Below are 18173 nucleotides of genomic sequence, written 5' to 3'. Positions count from 1 at the left end.
CGCCCGGTTACATTCCGAACCCGGAAGCTAAGCCTTACAGCGCCGATGGTACTGCAGGGGGGACCCTGTGGGAGAGTAGGACGCCGCCGAACAATCTTTCAAAGGGTTGGATCCTGAACTTCGGTTCGGGGTCCAACCCTTTTTTGTTGTGCGTCACTTGAAGTTCACGTTGCGCAACCACGATCAGTGGCATGGGTACTGCTGCAATGCTCCGGGCCGCTGGTGTCGGCGTCGGTGACGAGGTGATCGTGCCGGCCTTCGGCAACGTCGAGGTCGCCGAGGCCGTGGTTCTGGCCGGAGGGCTTCCGGTGTTCGCCGACATAGATCCGGTCTCCTACTGCCTCGACGCGTCCGCTGTCGACGCGGCCGTAACTCCGCGGACGGCGGCCATCGTCGTCGTCCACCGCTTCGGCCGGCCGGCCGACATGGTGCGGCTGCTCGGAGTGGGAGAACGGCACGGGCTGCTCGTACTCCAAGAGGGAGAGTCCGAGGCGCCGTACGACGAGATCGCTCAGCGGCGGCAGCGGGCCGCCTATCTGGATACGAAGTTGAGGGGTGTGCGGACGCCTGACGGCGGGGACGGGCACACCTACCAGCAGTACGTCGTGCGGGTGCCGGGGAACGGGCGGCCGGATCGGGACGCCTTCGCCCGGGCCGTGCGGGCCAGGGGTGTCGACTGCCGGGTGCCGGTGAAGGCGCCGGTGCACCGGTTGCCCGAATACCGTCGGTGCGTGGCGCTGCCGGAGACCGAGCGGGCTGCCGACGACACGCTCGCGCTGCCGGTGGAAGCCGCCTTGACCAAGCGGGACATGCAGCGGATCGTCGGTGCGTGCAACGCCCTCGGGGGACTCCTCCAACCGGCCTTCTGAAGGCAGTTGGGCACGGTTGGGAGCACCGGTCTGTTCGGGGTATGATCTATTTCGTTGCCGCGGGGGAAACCCCGCAAGGTGACAGGCCCCCCTAGCTCAGTCGGCAGAGCGTCTCCATGGTAAGGAGAAGGTCAACGGTTCGATTCCGTTGGGGGGCTCCACAAGAAAAGGCCTCCGCCCTTCCGGGCGGGGGCCTTTCTCATGCCCTCTTCGGTTCCGTCAGTCCTTGTGGAGGCCCGGTACCCGCATGGCGAGGATCGCCATGTCGTCGGACGGGGCGTCCTGCGCGAAGCGTTCCACCGCGCGCATGATGCGGGCAGCCACCGCGCCCGCCGTGAGGCCCGTGCAGGTGGTGAGGACGTCGGCGAGGCCGTCGTCCCCGAGCATGCGGGTGCCTTCACGGCGTTCTGTGACGCCGTCCGTGACGCACAGGAGGACATCGCCCGGATCGAGGGTGACCGTCTCCTCGTAGAGCTCCAGGTCCTCCATGACACCGAGGAGCGGCTGGGGTTCGGCGGCCGGCTCGACCGTGCCGTCCTGGCGGAGGCGGAGGGGCAGGGGATGGCCGGCGCAGACCACCTTCAGCAGGGCGCTGCCGTCCTCCTGGGGCCACAACTCGCCGTAGAGGAGGGTGAGGAAGCGGCTGCGGGCGCCCTCGTCGAGGATCGCCGAGTTCAGGCGCTCCAGGACCGCCGGACCGCTCAGGCCCTCGCGGGCCAGCAGTCGGAGCGCGTGACGGGCCAGGCCTGTGACGGCCGCCGCGTTCGGGCCGGTGCCGCAGACATCGCCGATGGCGAAGCCGTAGGCGCCGTCGCGGATCGGGAAGAGGTCGTAGAAGTCGCCGCCCACCTCGTTGCCCTCGCCGGCCGCGCGGTAGATGACCTCGACCTCTACTCCGTCGATCACGGGGAGTTCCGGCGGCAGGAGGCTGCGCTGGAGGGCCTGGCTGATGGCGGTGCGCTCGGAGTAGAGGCGGGCGTTGTCGAGGGCCAGAGCGGCCCGGCGGGACAGGTCCTCGGCCAGTTCCAGGATCTCCTGGCGGAAGTGTTCGTCCGTGGGCTTGCCCAAAGTGAGCATGCCGATGACGCGGTTGCGGGCGACCAGCGGCAGGACCACGGTCTCGCCGCCGACGGCGGAGGCCGTGGCGAGCGTCGGGCCGATGCCGGAGGACACCTTGTGGGGCGGGCCGCCGCTCAGGCCGAGGCTGCGCATGGAGCTGCGCAGGGCCGACTGGTGGGCCGCCTCGCCGGGAGCCGACCAGACGCGGGCACCCGGGGTGGGGACCGGGTCGGGCGGGGAGATCTTCGACAGCAACGACTTGATGCCGTCGATCAGTTCCTCGTCCTCGTGCAGGACATACGACAGATACGGCTCGGAGGCCTGGTCGGCGATGGTGTAGACCGCGCACCAGGTGGCCAGGGTCGGGACCGTCATCTGGGCCATCAGCGCCAGCGTCTGGTCGCGGTCCAGGGTGCCGGCGAGGAGGTCGGAGGCCTCGACGAGGAAGCTCAGGGAGCCTCGGCGCAGGCGTTCGAGTTCGCCGAGGCGGGCGGACTCGACGGCCAACGCGATGCGGTCGGCGGCGAATTGGAGGCGCAGCGCCTCCTCGTTCGAGTATCTGGCGGGGGACTCGGCGGCGACGCCCAGTGAGCCGGTGAGGCGGCCCTCCACCTTCAGGGGGACCGTGACGACCGAGCGCATGCCGGTGCCGCTCAGCAGCGGTACGGCGCCCGGTACGGCCGTGAGGTCTTCGTGGACGGCCGGCATGCGGGCCGAGCCGTAGCGGCCGGGGCCGGCCTCCACGGGGACGCGGGCGAAGCGCTGGCGGGCGGAGGGCAGGCCGGTGGAGGCGCGGACCTCCAACTCCGTTTCGTCGTCCGTCGCGAGGAGCAGGAAGGCGGAGTCGCCGTCGAGCATGTCGCGGGCGCGTTCGACCGTGCGCTGGAGCAGGCCGTCGAGGTCGTCCGGGGCCGGGGAGCCGATGAACACCTCGAAGGGGTCCGTGCTCTGGCCGTCGGACGCGGGAGAGGTGTCGGACGCGGGGACACGCAACGGGGTCTGCAGGACGGCCCGTTCGTGGTCGCGGACCAGGAGGCAGACCGTGGAGGGCTCGCCGGCCGTGTCACGGACGCGGAGGTGGGAGGCGTACACCGAACTGACCCGGCCGTTGGCGGCTCTGATGCCGTAACTGCCCTCCCAGCGGGAGAGCCGGAGAGCCTCCGCGATGCCGGTGCTGGTGCCCGGGGTGTGCGGCCAGGCGGCCAGGTCCGTGAGCGGTTTGCCGAGGACCTGTTCGGCGGCGTACCCGAAGAGCTCCTCGGCGTCCTCGTTCCAGGACGTGAGGGCGCCGGTGCGGTCGATCTGGACGACGGCGACGCGGACGCGGCCGTCGGCGAGCGGGAGCAGGGCGGCGGGGAGCGCGGGGCCCGCGGCGCGGGTGCCCACCGGGCGTTCGGGAAGGTCGAGCTGGAACCAGACCTGCTTGTGGGTCGGCGTGTACTCCACGCCCCAGCGGCCGGACAGGGCCGCGCAGAGCTGGAGGCCGCGGCCGCCCTCGCGGTCCGGGTTGGCCATCGTCGTGACCTGGCCCTGGAGAGGGATCTCGCGCTCCGGATAGCGGTCGGCGACCTCGATCCGTACGCCCTCGTCGCTCCGTAGACACAGGACGTCCGCGGAGGTGCCCGCGTGCACCACGGCGTTGGTCACCAGTTCGCTGGTGAGGACCACGGCGTCGTCGATGATGTCGGCGAAACCCCAGCCCTGGAGGGTGTCGCGGACGAAGGAGCGGGCGCTCGCGACCGATCGCCCGACGGGATCGAAGCTGGCGGCCGCGCGCGCGGTGATCACAGAACTCCTCGACCGGTTGTCGACGTGCAGGGCTGCCTGGCCGACCGGCTCGTGCCGCTGTTGCGGCAGGATGCCCGTCGGCCGGGGGTCCGGGGGCTGTTCCCCAGGGATCAGTCCGGTGGTCATGTGTGCGGCCGCCCCTCCGATGCCCGCTCGTTCTCGTGCCACCGCCCAGGCCGGACAGACCGGCACGGCTGGACAGCCGCATGCAAGGTTACTTACCTTCCCCGTCCACGCGGATGCCGGTCTGCAGTGTTTCCGTCCGGAGGGTGTGCGGACGATGTGCGAAGCTGCCGAACTGTTATGGCCTGGTTCGGCCAGGGTGAAACACTGGGCAAGCTTCTGGTGAAGGTACTGGCAGGCTGGGTGTGATGTGCACACCGTGGGCAGCAGCCCCGGGATGCGGCCTGATATAGCGGGCATGGATACGCAGCAGTAACCGGCAAGCCGAGCAGCAACACCTGAGCACAGCAGTAACGGTCGACCCCTGCGGGAGGGACACAGTGGAGTCTGGCGCAGCGACGCGGGGCACGAAGACGCGTGCGAAAGGCGGGCAGTCCCAGAGTAACCAGCGCAAATCTGGCAATGGGACCACCGCTGTGGACACGGCTGCCCTGAACAGGTTGCTGACGGCCCTCGTGTCGATGCGCGACGGGAACTTCCGCAAGCGGCTCACGGTGTCCGGCGATGGCGTGATGTCGGAGATCGCGGCGGTTTTCAATGAGGTGGCCGACCGTAATCTCCACTTGACGGGTGAATTGTCCCGGGTGCGGCGCATGGTGGGTCGTGAGGGAAAGCTCACGGAACGGCTGGAAACAGGCGCTTCCGAGGGCTCCTGGGCGGCCGCGATCGACGCCTCGAACGCGCTGGTCGACGACCTCGTGCGGCCCGTCTCCGAGGTCAGCCGGGTGCTGTCCGCGGTGGCGGAGGGTGATCTGTCGCCGCGTATGGAGCTGCGGACGCAGGCGCCGGACGGGACCGGGCATCCGCTGCGCGGGGAGTTCCTCAAGGTCGGGCGGACCGTCAACAACCTGGTCGACCAGCTGTCGACGTTCACCGACGAGGTCACGCGGGTGGCCAGCGAGGTCGGTACCGAGGGCAAGCTGGGCGGACAGGCCCGAGTGCGCGGTATGTCCGGTTCGTGGAAGGACCTGACCGAGTCCGTCAACACGATGGCGTACCGGCTGACGGCCCAGGTGAGGGACATCGCGCTGGTGACGACGGCCGTGGCGAAGGGTGATCTGTCCCGGAAGGTCACGGTTCACGTGGCCGGCGAGATGCTGGAGCTGAAGAACACCGTCAACACGATGGTGGACCAGCTGTCGTCGTTCTCCTCCGAGGTGACCCGCGTCGCGCGCGAGGTCGGTGTCGAGGGCGAGCTGGGCGGCCAGGCGCAGGTGCCCGGTGTGGCCGGGGTGTGGAAGGACCTCACCGATTCGGTGAACCTGATGGCCGGCAACCTGACGGCCCAGGTGCGCGGTATCTCCCAGGTGACGACGGCGGTCGCCAGTGGTGACCTGTCGCAGAAGGTGACGGTCTCGGCGCGCGGCGAGGTCGCGCAGCTCGCCGACACCATCAACCAGATGACCGAGACGCTGCGGACGTTCGCCGACGAGGTCACGCGGGTGGCCAACGAGGTCGGTGCCGAGGGGCGGCTCGGCGGGCAGGCGAATGTGCCGGGTGCGGCCGGGACCTGGAAGGACCTCACCGATTCGGTGAACACGGTCTTCCGGAACCTGACCATCCAGGTGCGGGACATCGCGCAGGTGACGACGGCCGTGGCCAGCGGTGACCTCTCGCAGAAGGTCACCGTGGACGTGGCCGGCGAGATGCTGGAGCTGAAGAACACCGTCAACGGGATGGTGGACCAGCTGTCGGCGTTCGGTGCCGAGGTCACGCGGGTGGCGCGCGAGGTCGGTGTCGAGGGTGAGCTGGGCGGTCAGGCGCAGGTGTCGGGGGCCGCCGGTACGTGGAAGGACCTGACGGACTCCGTCAACACGGCGTTCCGGAATCTCACCGGACAGGTGAGGAACATCGCGCAGGTGACCACCGCGGTGGCCAACGGCGACCTCTCCCAGAAGGTCACCGTGGACGTCTCCGGCGAGATGCTCCAGCTGAAGAACACCGTGAACACGATGGTGGACCAGCTGTCCGCCTTCGCCGACCAGGTGACGCGGATGGCCCGGGACGTGGGCACCGAGGGCCGGCTGGGCGGGCAGGCCGTCGTACCCGGTGTCTCGGGTACATGGAAGGAGCTCACGGACTCCGTCAACTTCATGGGTGGCAACCTCACCTCGCAGGTGCGGCAGATCGCCCAGGTGACGACGGCGGTGGCCCGGGGCGACCTGTCCCAGAAGATCGACGTCGACGCGCGCGGCGAGATCCTGGAGCTGAAGAACACCATCAACACGATGGTCGACCAGCTGTCCGCCTTCGCCGACCAGGTGACCCGGGTCGCCCGCGAGGTGGGCACGGAGGGCCGCCTCGGCGGTCAGGCGCAGGTACCGGGCGTCGCCGGTGTGTGGCGTGACCTCACCGACTCCGTGAACGGTATGGCGTCCAACCTGACCGGCCAGGTGCGCAACATCGCGCAGGTGGCCACGGCGGTGGCCCGCGGTGACCTGTCCCAGAAGATCACCGTGGACGCGCGCGGCGAGATCCTGGAGCTGAAGAACACCCTGAACACGATGGTGGACCAGCTGTCGTCGTTCGCCGAAGAGGTCACGCGGGTGGCCCGTGAGGTGGGTACGGAGGGCATCCTCGGCGGGCAGGCCGAGGTACAGGGTGTCTCCGGCACCTGGAAGGACCTCACGCAGTCCGTGAACTTCATGGCGAACAACCTGACCATCCAGGTCCGCAACATCGCCGAGGTCACCACCGCGGTCGCCAAGGGCGATCTGTCGAAGAAGATCACCGTCGACGCGAAGGGCGAGATCCTCGAACTCGTCACCACCGTCAACACGATGGTGGACCAGCTGTCGTCGTTCGCCGAGCAGGTGACCCGGGTGGCCCGCGAGGTGGGCACGGACGGCATCCTCGGCGGCCAGGCGCATGTGCCGGGCGCCACGGGCATCTGGAAGGACCTCAGCAACAACGTCAACCTGATGGCCAACAACCTGACCGTGCAGGTGCGCAACATCTCCCAGGTCGCGGCGGCCGTCGCCAACGGCGACCTGACCCGCACGGTGACGATCGAGGCGCGCGGCGAGGTCGCGCAGCTCGCGGACACCTTCAACACCATGGTGAAGACGCTGAGTTCGTTCGCCGACCAGGTCACCAAGGTGGCCCGAGAGGTGGGTACGGACGGGATCCTGGGCGGTCAGGCGCGGGTGCCGGGCGTGGCCGGCACGTGGAAGGACCTCACCGAGTCGGTGAACCAGATGGCGTCCAACCTGACCGGTCAGGTGCGGAACATCGCCATGGTGACCACGGCCATCGCCAAGGGCGACCTGACCAAGAAGATCGACATCGACGCCCGCGGCGAGATCCTCGAACTCAAGACGACGATCAACACGATGGTCGACCAGCTGTCGTCGTTCGCCGAGGAGGTCACCCGGGTCGCCCGCGAGGTGGGCACGGAAGGCCAGTTGGGCGGCCAGGCACGCGTGCGTGACGTCGACGGAACATGGCGGGACCTCACCGAGTCGGTGAACGAGATGGCCGGGAACCTGACCCGGCAGGTGCGTGCCATCGCGCGCGTGGCGACCGCGGTGACCCGCGGCGACCTGAACCTGAAGATCGACGTGGACGCGTCCGGCGAGATCCAGGAACTCCAGGACTACATCAACAAGATGATCGCCAACCTGCGTGACACCACGATCGCCAACAAGGAACAGGACTGGCTCAAGGGCAACCTCGCCCGCATCTCCGCCCTCATGCAGGGCCGCCGCGACCTCGCCGACGTGGCCTCGCTGATCATGAGCGAGCTGACGCCGGTGGTGACCGCGCAGCACGGCGCCTTCTTCGTCGCCATGCCGCTCCTGGACGGCAAGGACGTCAGCGCCGAGGCGGAGGACCGGTACGAGCTGCGGATGCTCGGGTCGTACGGCTACTCCATGGGCTCCATGCCGACGTCGTTCAGGCCCGGTGAGGCGCTGATCGGGACGGCCGCCGAGGAGAAGCGCGCGATCCTGGTGGAGAACGCTCCCAGCGGCTACCTGAAGATCTCCTCGGGGCTCGGCGAAGCTCCGCCCGCGCAGGTGATCGTCCTTCCGGTGCTGTTCGAGGGCAAGGTCCTCGGTGTCATCGAGTTGGCCTCCTTCACTCCCTTCACGCAGATCCAGAAGGACTTCCTCAACCAGATCGCCGAGATGATCGCGACCAGCGTCAACACCATCTCCGTCAACACCAAGACCGAGGTGCTGCTGAAGCAGTCCCAGGAGCTGACCGAGCAACTCCGTGAGCGGTCGGAGGAGTTGGAGAACCGGCAGAAGGCCCTGCAGGCCTCGAACGCCGAGCTGGAGGAGAAGGCGGAGCTGCTGGCCCAGCAGAACCGCGACATCGAGGTGAAGAACACCGAGATCGAGGAGGCGCGGCAGGTCCTGGAGGAGCGCGCCGAGCAGCTCGCCGTGTCGATGCGCTACAAGAGCGAGTTCCTCGCCAACATGTCGCACGAACTGCGTACGCCGCTCAACTCGCTGCTGATCCTGGCGAAGCTGCTCGCGGACAACGCGGAGGGCAACCTCTCGCCGAAGCAGGTCGAGTTCGCCGAGACGATCCACGGGGCCGGTTCCGACCTGCTCCAGCTGATCAACGACATCCTCGACCTGTCGAAGGTGGAGGCGGGCAAGATGGACGTCTCCCCGACGCGGATCGCGCTCGTCCAGCTCGTCGACTACGTGGAGGCGACCTTCCGGCCGCTGACCGCGGAGAAGGGCCTAGACCTGTCCGTGCGGGTGTCGCCGGAGCTGCCGGCCACGCTGCACACCGACGAACAGCGGCTTCTTCAGGTGCTGCGCAACCTGCTGTCGAACGCGGTGAAGTTCACCGACTCCGGGGCCGTCGAGCTGGTCATCCGGCCCGCCGGCCGGGAGGTGCCGGTGGCGATCCGGGAGCAGCTCCTGGAGGCCGGTTCGCTGCGGGACGCGGACGCCGACCTGATCGCGTTCTCCGTCACGGACACGGGCATCGGGATCGCGGGCAGCAAGATGCGGGTGATCTTCGAGGCGTTCAAGCAGGCGGACGGTACGACGAGTCGCAAGTACGGAGGGACGGGGCTCGGGCTGTCGATCTCGCGGGAGATCGCGCAGTTGCTGGGCGGTGAGATCCACGCGCAGAGCGAGACGGGACGCGGATCGACCTTCACGCTGTATTTGCCGCTGCACCCGAGCGAACTGCCGACGCAGGGCTATCAGCACCTGGTGCCGGCGCTGGAGGCCGGCGACCTCGTGGCGTCCGCCTCGGGGCGGGCCGAGGCGGACGAGCTGTCCGACGTGGAGGTCGAGACGCCGGCCGAGGTGCGGTCGTACCGGGAGACGCAGAACGGTGCCGCCGCGCTCTTCAGGCGCCGTCGCCGGCCGGTGCCGGAGATCGAGCAGCGTCTCGCACAGCAGGAGCAGTGGCCCGTGGCGGCGGAACAGCAGGTGGCTCCCAAGCCGCGCCGCGGGATCCGCTTCGGCGGGGAGAAGGTGCTGATCGTCGACGACGACATCCGCAACGTCTTCGCGCTGACCAGCGTCCTCGAACAGCACGGACTGTCCGTGCTGTACGCGGAGAACGGCCGCGAGGGCATCGAGGTCCTGGAGCAGCACGACGATGTGGCGGTCGTTCTGATGGACATCATGATGCCCGAGATGGACGGCTACGCGACGACGACGGCGATCCGCAGGATGCCGCAGTTCGCCGGGTTGCCGATCATCGCGCTGACCGCGAAGGCGATGAAGGGCGACCGGGAGAAGGCGATCGAGTCGGGCGCTTCCGACTATGTGACCAAGCCGGTCGATCCGGATCACCTGTTGACCGTGATGGATCAGTGGATGCGTGGGGAGTGACCGGATCGTCAGGGTCGTGCGAGGGCTTCGTGCGGATGTGGCGGGAACCTTCGGCGGATACGCGGAGTTGCCGACTCTGGGTGGCGGAGGCCGTGTAGAAGTACGGGATTCGGGGAACCTTCTGGTCTCTCGCCGCGTTTCTGCTTCGTGCACAGTGACATCGCGGTGACAGGGTGTGGCGACGAGCGGGGTGCGGCTACGATGACCGGCACAAGGACGGGCGGCGCAAGGGAGTCGTCCCCTGGGGCGGCGCCGGTCGGCGCCAACCCAAGTCCTGCGGACAGGGGAGGCCCCACGCCGGGGCGAGGAGGGCGGGCCATGGTGCAGAAGGCCAAGATCCTCCTGGTCGATGACCGGCCGGAGAATCTGCTGGCGCTGGAGGCCATTCTCTCCGCGCTCGATCAGACGCTGGTGCGGGCATCGTCCGGGGAGGAAGCGCTCAAGGCGCTGCTGACGGACGACTTCGCGGTCATTCTGTTGGACGTCCAGATGCCGGGTATGGACGGTTTCGAAACGGCCGCGCACATCAAGCGGCGAGAACGGACCCGGGACATCCCGATCATCTTCCTCACCGCGATCAACCACGGACCGCACCACACGTTCCGTGGGTACGCGGCGGGGGCGGTGGACTACATCTCCAAGCCCTTCGACCCCTGGGTGCTGCGCGCCAAGGTCTCCGTCTTCGTCGAGCTGTACATGAAGAACTGCCAGCTCAGGGAGCAGGCGGCACTGCTGCGGCTCCAGTTGGAGGGCGGCGGCAAGGCGGCGGCCGGGGACGCGAAGGAGCCGGCGGGGCTGCTCGCCGAGCTGTCGGCGCGGCTGGCGGCGGTGGAGGAGCAGGCCGAGGCGCTGTCGAAGCAGCTGGACGACGAGTCCGCCGACGCGGCGGCCGTGGCCACGGCCGCTCATCTCGAACGCAAACTCACCGGCTTGCGGCGGGCCCTGGACGCTCTGGAGCCCGGCACGGGCAGTTCTCCCGTGATGCCGTCGCAGAACTGAGGCTCCGGTGGGGCGGGTTGCCCCGGTGCGGGCGTTCGGATCCCGCACCGTCGGGCAGTTCCCGGCCAAGTGAGTCGGCGTCAGCCCACCGCTTCCGGAAGCGCGACACGAACGGGTGAAGCATCGGGCACACGTGTCCCCTGTCGTCTCCACCGGTAACCTCACATCTATGGCCTCACGTCCCTCCGCAGCCAAGAAGCCCGCCAAGAAGGCGGCCGCTCCGGTGAAGAAGGCCGCTGCGAAAAGGGCTCCCGCCAAGAAGGCGCCGGCCAAGAAGGCCGCGGCGAGGAAAGCCGCGCCGCCGAGGCCGGCACCCAGCCCCACGGGGGGCATCTACCGACTGGTGCGTGCCGTCTGGCTCGGAATGGCCCATGCCGTCGGCGCGGTGTTCCGCGGGATAGGGCAGGGAGCGAAGAACCTCGACCCGGCCCACCGCAAGGACGGAGTCGCCCTGCTGCTGCTCGGCCTCGCGCTGATCGTCGCGGCCGGTACCTGGTCGAACCTGCGCGGTCCCGTCGGCGACCTCGTCGAGATGCTGGTGACCGGCGCCTTCGGCCGGCTCGACCTGCTCGTGCCGATACTGCTCGCGGTCATCGCCGTACGGTTCATCCGGCACCCCGAGCAGCCCGAGGCCAACGGCCGCATCGTGATCGGTCTGTCCGCGCTCGTCGTCGGCGTGCTCGGCCAGGTCCACGTCGCCTGCGGATCGCCCGCGCGGTCCGAGGGCATGCAGGCGATAAGGGACGCCGGCGGCCTGATCGGCTGGGGAGCGGCGACCCCGCTGACGTACACCATGGGCGAGGTCCTCGCCGTACCCCTGCTCGTCCTGCTGACCGTCTTCGGACTGCTGGTCGTCACGGCCACGCCGGTCAACGCCATCCCGCAGCGGCTGCGGCTGCTCGGGGTGCGGCTCGGCATCGTCCACGACCCCTCCGAGGACGAGCTGGGGGAGGACGACGAACGCTACGACGACCAGTGGCGCGAGGCGCTGCCCGCGCGCGGGCGCCGACGCGGCCCGGCCCCCACGGACTACGACCCCGAAGGAGCGGAGCAGGAGGCCCTCTCGCGGCGTCGTGGCCGCCCCAGGCGCTCCGCTGTCCCACAGCCCGATCTGGGCCGTCCCATGGACGCCGTGGACGTCGCGGCGGCAGCAGCCGCCGCGCTCGACGGTGCCGTACTGCACGGCATGCCGCCCTCGCCGATCGTCGCCGACCTCACCCAGGGCGTGAGCCAGGGGGAGCGCGAGGAGACGACAACGACCCCGAAACCCGTACCGAAGCCGGCCGCGCGCCCCAGGCAGGAGAAGCTCGACACGGGGGTCGCCGACCTCACCAAGGCCGCGCCCGACGTGCCCCGCGATCTGCCGGCGCGCGCCGAGCAGCTCCAGCTGTCCGGCGACATCACGTACTCGCTGCCCTCTCTCGACCTCCTCACGCGCGGGGGCCCCGGCAAGTCCCGCAGCGCGGCCAACGACGCGGTCGTCGCCTCGCTCACGACCGTGTTCTCCGAGTTCAAGGTCGACGCCGCCGTCACCGGCTTCACCCGCGGGCCGACGGTCACGCGCTACGAGGTCGAACTCGGTCCCGCCGTGAAGGTCGAGCGGATCACCGCGCTGACCAAGAACATTGCGTACGCCGTGGCCAGCCCGGACGTCCGGATCATCAGCCCGATCCCCGGCAAGTCCGCGGTCGGTATCGAGATCCCGAACACCGACCGGGAGATGGTCAACCTCGGTGACGTCCTGCGGCTGGCGGCGGCGGCCGAGGACGACCACCCGATGCTCGTGGCGCTCGGCAAGGACGTCGAGGGCGGCTATGTGATGGCCAACCTGGCGAAGATGCCCCACGTACTGGTCGCCGGAGCCACCGGTTCCGGCAAGTCCTCGTGCATCAACTGCCTGATCACGTCGATCATGGTCCGCGCGACCCCCGAGGACGTCCGGATGGTCCTCGTCGACCCCAAGCGCGTCGAGCTGACCGCGTACGAGGGCATCCCGCACCTGATCACGCCCATCATCACCAACCCGAAGCGGGCCGCCGAGGCGCTCCAGTGGGTCGTCCGGGAGATGGATCTCCGCTACGACGACCTGGCGGCCTACGGCTACCGGCACATCGACGACTTCAACGAAGCCGTGCGCAACGGCAAGGTGAAGTCGCCGGAGGGCAGCGAGCGCGAGTTGTCCCCGTACCCGTATCTGCTGGTGATCGTCGACGAGCTCGCCGACCTGATGATGGTCGCCCCGCGGGACGTCGAGGACTCGATCGTGCGGATCACGCAGCTCGCGCGCGCGGCCGGCATCCACCTGGTGCTCGCCACCCAGAGGCCCTCGGTCGACGTCGTCACCGGTCTGATCAAGGCGAACGTGCCCTCGCGGCTCGCCTTCGCCACCTCCTCGCTCGCCGACTCGCGGGTCATCCTCGACCAGCCCGGCGCCGAGAAGCTGATCGGCAAGGGCGACGGGCTGTACCTGCCGATGGGGCAGAACAAGCCCACCCGCATGCAGGGTGCCTTCGTCACCGAGGACGAGGTCGCGACGGTCGTCCAGCACTGCAAGGACCAGATGGCGCCGGTCTTCAGGGACGACGTCACGGTGGGCACCAAGCAGAAGAAGGAGATCGACGAGGAGATCGGCGACGACCTCGACCTGCTGTGCCAGGCCGCCGAGCTGGTCGTCTCCACGCAGTTCGGGTCGACCTCCATGTTGCAGCGGAAGCTGCGGGTCGGCTTCGCCAAGGCCGGACGGCTCATGGACCTCATGGAGTCCCGGGGCATCGTCGGGCCGAGCGAAGGCTCAAAGGCTCGTGACGTTCTTGTGAAGGCTGACGAGCTGGACGGAGTGCTCGCGGTGATCCGCGGGGAGGCTTAAAGGGAGCCCCAAGGCCGCTGTTCGATCGTGACTCACTCGTAAGGGATCATTGAGCAACCGTTTCCCTTCGGCGTACGTCAAGTTGAGGACAGCGGAAAGCCGCTGTCCCGCCGTCGGCGTGTCCGGCCATTCCGATGGCGTACAAAGTGCCACCGCCCGGTTGCCCCACCCTTTCGTACCCCCCATAGACTGAACCTCCAGCACAGGCGGCTAAAACGCTCGAAAGGCGCCCCCGTGTCCCTCGGCAACTCCCCTGAAGACGAGCGTCCCTTCGAAGACGACCGTGAGGAAGCCCGCCCCTCGATCGGCCGTGCCCTCCAGCAGGCGCGTATCGCTGCCGGACTGACCGTCGACGACGTCAGTTCCGCCACTCGTGTCCGCCTTCCCATCGTGCACGCCATCGAGGCGGACGACTTCACGCCCTGTGGTGGCGACGTCTACGCGCGCGGGCACATCCGGACCCTGGCCAGGGCCGTCGGTCTCGATCCCGCCCAGCTGCTCGCCCAATACGACGACGCCCACGGCGGGCGTCCGGCGCCGACCCCCGCGGCTCCGCTGTTCGAGGCGGAACGCATCCGTCCCGAGCGGCGCGGGCCCAACTGGACCGCGGCCATGGTCGCCGCGATCGTCGCCGTGATCGGCTTCGTCGGCTTCACCGCGTTCAAGGGCGGTGACGGCGACGGAGGCACCAAGACGGAGGTCGCCGAGGGCTCCAAGCCCGCGACCAGCAAGGCCGCCTCTCCCACGCCGAAGAACGACAAGCCCGAGGACCCGAAGCCGGAGCCCTCGGACAGCGCCATCGCCGCCGCCCCCCAGGACAAGGTGACCGTCCAGGTCAGCGCGCCCGACGGAAAGAGCTGGATCTCCGCCAAGGACCACAACGGCCGCCTCCTGTTCGACGGCCTGCTCCAGCAGGGCGAGACCAAGACCTTCCAGGACAGCGAGAAGGTCAACCTCGTTCTCGGTGACGCCGGGGCGATCCAGCTGTACGTGAACGGCAAGAAGATCGACGACGACTGGCAGGCGGGAGCTGTGGAGCGGCTCACGTACACGAAGGGCGATCCCCAGGTCGGCTAGGACCGGGTCCCGGTCGGGACCGGACGGGTGTGGACGGGGTTGGCCAAGATCGGCCAACCCCGTCGACGTGGGGTGTCAGTGGGACGAAGTAGTCTTGAGCCCATGCCTGAACGCCGTACCGTCGCACTCGTCACTCTTGGCTGCGCCCGTAACGAGGTGGACTCGGAGGAGCTCGCAGGCCGTTTGGAGGCGGACGGCTGGGCTCTCGTGGAGGACGCTTCCGACGCGGACGTGGCCGTCGTCAACACGTGCGGCTTCGTCGAAGCCGCCAAGAAGGACTCCGTCGACGCCCTTCTGGAGGCCAACGACCTCAAGGGTCATGGCAGAACCCAGGCCGTCGTGGCGGTGGGCTGCATGGCCGAGCGGTACGGCAAGAACCTCGCCGAGGCGCTCCCCGAGGCCGACGGCGTGCTCGGCTTCGACGACTACGCCGACATCTCCGACCGGCTGCAGACCATCCTGAACGGCGGAATCCACGCCTCCCACACCCCGCGCGACCGCCGCAAGCTGCTGCCCATCAGCCCCGCCGAGCGTCAGGAGTCGGCGGCGTCCGTCGCGCTGCCGGGACACGGGCCGGCCGCCGAGGACACCCCGGTGGCCCCCGCCGACCTGCCGGACGGTCTCGCTCCGGCCTCCGGACCCCGTGCGCCCCTGCGCCGCCGCCTCGACGGCGCCCCCGTCGCCTCGGTGAAGCTCGCCTCCGGCTGTGACCGGCGCTGCTCCTTCTGCGCCATCCCGTCCTTCCGCGGCTCCTTCATCTCGCGCCGCCCCAGCGACGTGCTGAACGAGACGCGCTGGCTCGGCGAGCAGGGCGTCAAGGAGGTCATGCTGGTCTCCGAGAACAACACGTCGTACGGCAAGGACCTGGGCGACATCCGCCTCCTGGAGTCCCTGCTGCCGGAGCTCGCCGAGGTCGACGGCATCGAGCGGGTGCGCGTCAGCTACCTCCAGCCCGCCGAGATGCGGCCCGGACTCATCGACGTGCTCACCTCCACGCCCAAGGTCGTGCCCTACTTCGACCTGTCCTTCCAGCACTCCGCGCCCGGTGTGCTGCGCGCGATGCGCCGCTTCGGCGACACCGACCGCTTCCTGGAACTGCTCGACACCATCCGGAGCAAGGCGCCCCAGGCCGGCGTGCGCTCCAACTTCATCGTGGGCTTCCCCGGCGAGAGCGAGGCCGACCTCGCCGAGCTGGAGCGCTTCCTGAACGGCGCGCGGCTGGACGCCATCGGCGTCTTCGGGTACTCCGACGAGGAGGGCACCGAAGCGGCGACGTACGAGAACAAGCTCGACGAGGACGTCGTCGCCGAGCGGCTCGCCCGGGTCTCCCGGCTCGCCGAGGAACTCGTGTCGCAGCGGGCCGAGGAGCGGCTCGGCGAGACCGTGCACGTGCTGGTCGAGTCGGTGGACCCCGTCGAGGGCGTGTACGGCCGCGCGGAGCACCAGGCGCCCGAGACCGACGGCCAGGTGCTGCTCACGAGCGGCGAAGGACTGAGCGTCGGTCGTATCGTCGAGGCGAAGGTGGTCGGCACGGAAGGTGTCGACCTGGTGGCCGAGCCGCTGCAGGGCTCGCTCGACTGTAGTGAGGAGGCGGGCAGATGACCGGAGTCCCGGCGTCCGCCGCGGGTGGCCCCTCCGCCGCGAAGGGCGTGGCCGCGGGCACCGCCCCGAGTGCCGCCTCCGTGGCCGGTGTCGCCGCCGCCGTCTCCGGGTCTGTTCCGGGTGCTGGCGGTAGTTCCGGCGCTGCGAGTGGGCCGGGTGTTTCCGGTGTTTCCGGTGTCGACTCCGGTACGGACCTCGGTGCCGAGTCCGGTGCGAAGACCGCGCGTGGCGGGAAGCTCGCGGCCGCCGCCGTCAACCAGGCCAGCGTCTGGAACATCGCCAATCTGCTGACCATGCTCCGGCTGCTGCTGGTACCGGGCTTCGTGGCGCTGATGCTCGCCGACGGTGGATACGACCCGGCGTGGCGCTCGTTCGCCTGGGCCGCCTTCGCCGTCGCGATGATCACCGACCTGTTCGACGGCCATCTGGCCCGCACCTACGACCTCGTCACCGACTTCGGGAAGATCGCCGACCCCATCGCCGACAAGGCGATCATGGGGGCGGCGCTGATCTGTCTGTCCGCACTCGGCGACCTGCCGTGGTGGGTGACGGTCGTCATCCTCGGCCGAGAACTCGGGATCACGCTGCTGCGTTTCCTGGTCCTCCGCTACGGCGTCATTCCCGCGAGCCGCGGCGGCAAGCTGAAGACCCTCACCCAGGGCGTGGCCGTCGGGATGTACGTCCTGGCGCTGACGGGATGGCTGGCCACCCTGAGGTTCTGGGTGATGGCCGCCGCGGTCGTGCTGACCGTCGTGAGCGGGCTCGACTATGTGAGACAGGCCATTGTGCTGCGCCGGCAGGGAATCGCCGAGCGCAAGGCCGCGTTGGAGGGGACACAAGGGTGAGTTCCCCGGCCCTCGATCTGGCCGTTGAAGTGGTGAGACTACTCACGGTGAGGGGTGAGACCCTCGCCGTCGCCGAGTCGCTCACCGGCGGACTGGTGGCGGCGGAAATCACAGCTGTACCCGGGGCCTCCAAGGCCTTCCGGGGTTCGGTGACGGCCTACGCCACCGAACTGAAGCATGAACTGCTGGGCGTCGACGCCACTCTCCTGGCGGCGCGTGGAGCGGTGGATCCGCAGGTCGCGAGCCTGATGGCAGCCGGGGTGCGCAAGGCGCTCGGTGCCGACTGGGGCATCGCGACGACCGGAGTCGCCGGTCCGGAACCACAGGACGGCAAGCCCGTCGGGACGGTTTTCGTCGCCCTCGACGGTCCCTTCGCGGCGGCCTCCGGCACAACCGATGGCGGGAAAGTGACCGCGCTGCGGTTGAACGGCGACCGGGCGGAAATTCGTATGGAGAGTGTACGGAGCGTACTCGCGCTGCTCCTGGAGCAGCTTGCGAGCGAACAGTCCGAGAATGAGCGGGCACAGGATACGGAACGGAACGGGGGGTTTTGATGTTTGCAGCCCTGAGTGAACACGACATCGCTCCCCGCACGGCCGCGGCGCAAGGCGGTACGGTGGGGCGAGAAGGATGCGGCTACGCGGTCCGAGGAGGGAGCCACCGATGATTCTGCTCCGTCGCCTGCTGGGTGACGTGCTGCGTCGGCAGCGCCAGCGCCAGGGCCGTACTCTGCGCGAAGTCTCCTCGTCCGCCCGAGTCTCACTCGGCTATCTCTCCGAGGTGGAGCGGGGGCAGAAGGAGGCATCCTCCGAACTGCTGTCCGCCATCTGCGACGCGTTGGACGTACGGATGTCCGAGCTCATGCGGGAAGTGAGTGACGAACTCGCCCTCGCCGAGCTGGCCCAGTCCGCTGCGGCCACCCCCAGTGAGCCTGTACCGACGCCGGTTCGCCCGATGCTGGGTTCCGTCTCGGTGGCCGGTGTGCCACCGGAACGGGTGACGATCAAGGCGCCCGCCGAAGCGGTGAACGTCGTCGCCGCGTGAGACTCACGCGCGTGTGCCCGCGCTGACGTGCGCT

10 protein-coding genes, 1 tRNA gene and 1 rRNA gene are annotated in these 18173 nt (G+C 69.2%); 11 read left to right on the top strand and 1 reads right to left on the bottom strand.

Features of this window, described 5'->3' with window-relative positions; genetic code table 11:
• From rrf to ACZ5VD_RS41055, 3 genes are all read left to right on the top strand, one after another.
• Positions 1-92 (top strand): 5S ribosomal RNA (gene rrf / locus ACZ5VD_RS41065); the annotation flags it as partial.
• 114 nt (positions 93-206) lie between these two features.
• Positions 207-869: a DegT/DnrJ/EryC1/StrS family aminotransferase gene (locus ACZ5VD_RS41060; RefSeq protein ID WP_468554418.1), complete on the top strand. Its 663-nt coding sequence runs from the start codon at positions 207-209 to the stop codon at positions 867-869.
• Positions 870-954: 85 nt separating this feature from the next.
• Positions 955-1030 (top strand) — tRNA-Thr (locus ACZ5VD_RS41055).
• Between the two features lie 58 nt (positions 1031-1088).
• Here the strand turns inward: ACZ5VD_RS41055 and ACZ5VD_RS41050 are convergent.
• The gene (locus tag ACZ5VD_RS41050) at positions 1089-3842 is read right to left on the bottom strand and encodes a SpoIIE family protein phosphatase (RefSeq protein ID WP_468554413.1); all 2754 of its coding nucleotides are present in this window, start codon (positions 3840-3842) and stop codon (positions 1089-1091) included.
• A gap of 377 nt (positions 3843-4219) precedes the next feature.
• Here ACZ5VD_RS41050 and ACZ5VD_RS41045 point away from each other — a divergent pair, with 377 nt between their 5' ends.
• The 8 genes from ACZ5VD_RS41045 to ACZ5VD_RS41010 all read left to right on the top strand — a co-directional run bounded on the left by ACZ5VD_RS41045 (position 4220) and on the right by ACZ5VD_RS41010 (position 18139).
• Complete coding sequence (locus tag ACZ5VD_RS41045) at positions 4220-9706, top strand: HAMP domain-containing protein (RefSeq protein ID WP_468554412.1); 5487 nt, start codon at positions 4220-4222, stop codon at positions 9704-9706.
• Between the two features lie 318 nt (positions 9707-10024).
• Positions 10025-10705 (top strand): response regulator, encoded by a 681-nt coding sequence (locus ACZ5VD_RS41040; RefSeq protein WP_468554411.1) that lies wholly within the window; start codon positions 10025-10027, stop codon positions 10703-10705.
• Positions 10706-10874: 169 nt separating this feature from the next.
• Complete coding sequence (locus tag ACZ5VD_RS41035; protein ID WP_468554410.1) at positions 10875-13571, top strand: DNA translocase FtsK; 2697 nt, start codon at positions 10875-10877, stop codon at positions 13569-13571.
• A 234-nt stretch (positions 13572-13805) separates the two neighbouring features.
• Positions 13806-14648, top strand: coding sequence for a helix-turn-helix domain-containing protein (locus ACZ5VD_RS41030; protein ID WP_468554409.1), 843 nt, complete (start codon positions 13806-13808; stop codon positions 14646-14648).
• 102 nt (positions 14649-14750) lie between these two features.
• The gene (gene rimO / locus ACZ5VD_RS41025; RefSeq protein ID WP_468554408.1) at positions 14751-16250 is read left to right on the top strand and encodes a 30S ribosomal protein S12 methylthiotransferase RimO; all 1500 of its coding nucleotides are present in this window, start codon (positions 14751-14753) and stop codon (positions 16248-16250) included.
• Positions 16247-17095 (top strand): CDP-diacylglycerol--glycerol-3-phosphate 3-phosphatidyltransferase, encoded by an 849-nt coding sequence (pgsA, locus tag ACZ5VD_RS41020; protein WP_468554407.1) that lies wholly within the window; start codon positions 16247-16249, stop codon positions 17093-17095. Before rimO ends, pgsA begins: the two co-directional genes overlap by 4 nt.
• Positions 17092-17649 (top strand): CinA family protein, encoded by a 558-nt coding sequence (locus tag ACZ5VD_RS41015; protein ID WP_468685548.1) that lies wholly within the window; start codon positions 17092-17094, stop codon positions 17647-17649. The genes pgsA and ACZ5VD_RS41015 overlap by 4 nt, the downstream gene beginning before the upstream one ends.
• A 109-nt stretch (positions 17650-17758) precedes the next feature.
• Positions 17759-18139 (top strand): helix-turn-helix domain-containing protein, encoded by a 381-nt coding sequence (locus ACZ5VD_RS41010; RefSeq protein WP_217237494.1) that lies wholly within the window; start codon positions 17759-17761, stop codon positions 18137-18139.
• The last annotated feature ends 34 nt before the right edge of the window (positions 18140-18173 follow it).

This window comes from Streptomyces sp. NPDC032822, from assembly GCF_055578825.1.
The sequence above is the reverse complement of the archived record's forward strand: the minus strand, read 5'-3'. Positions and strand labels throughout refer to the sequence as shown.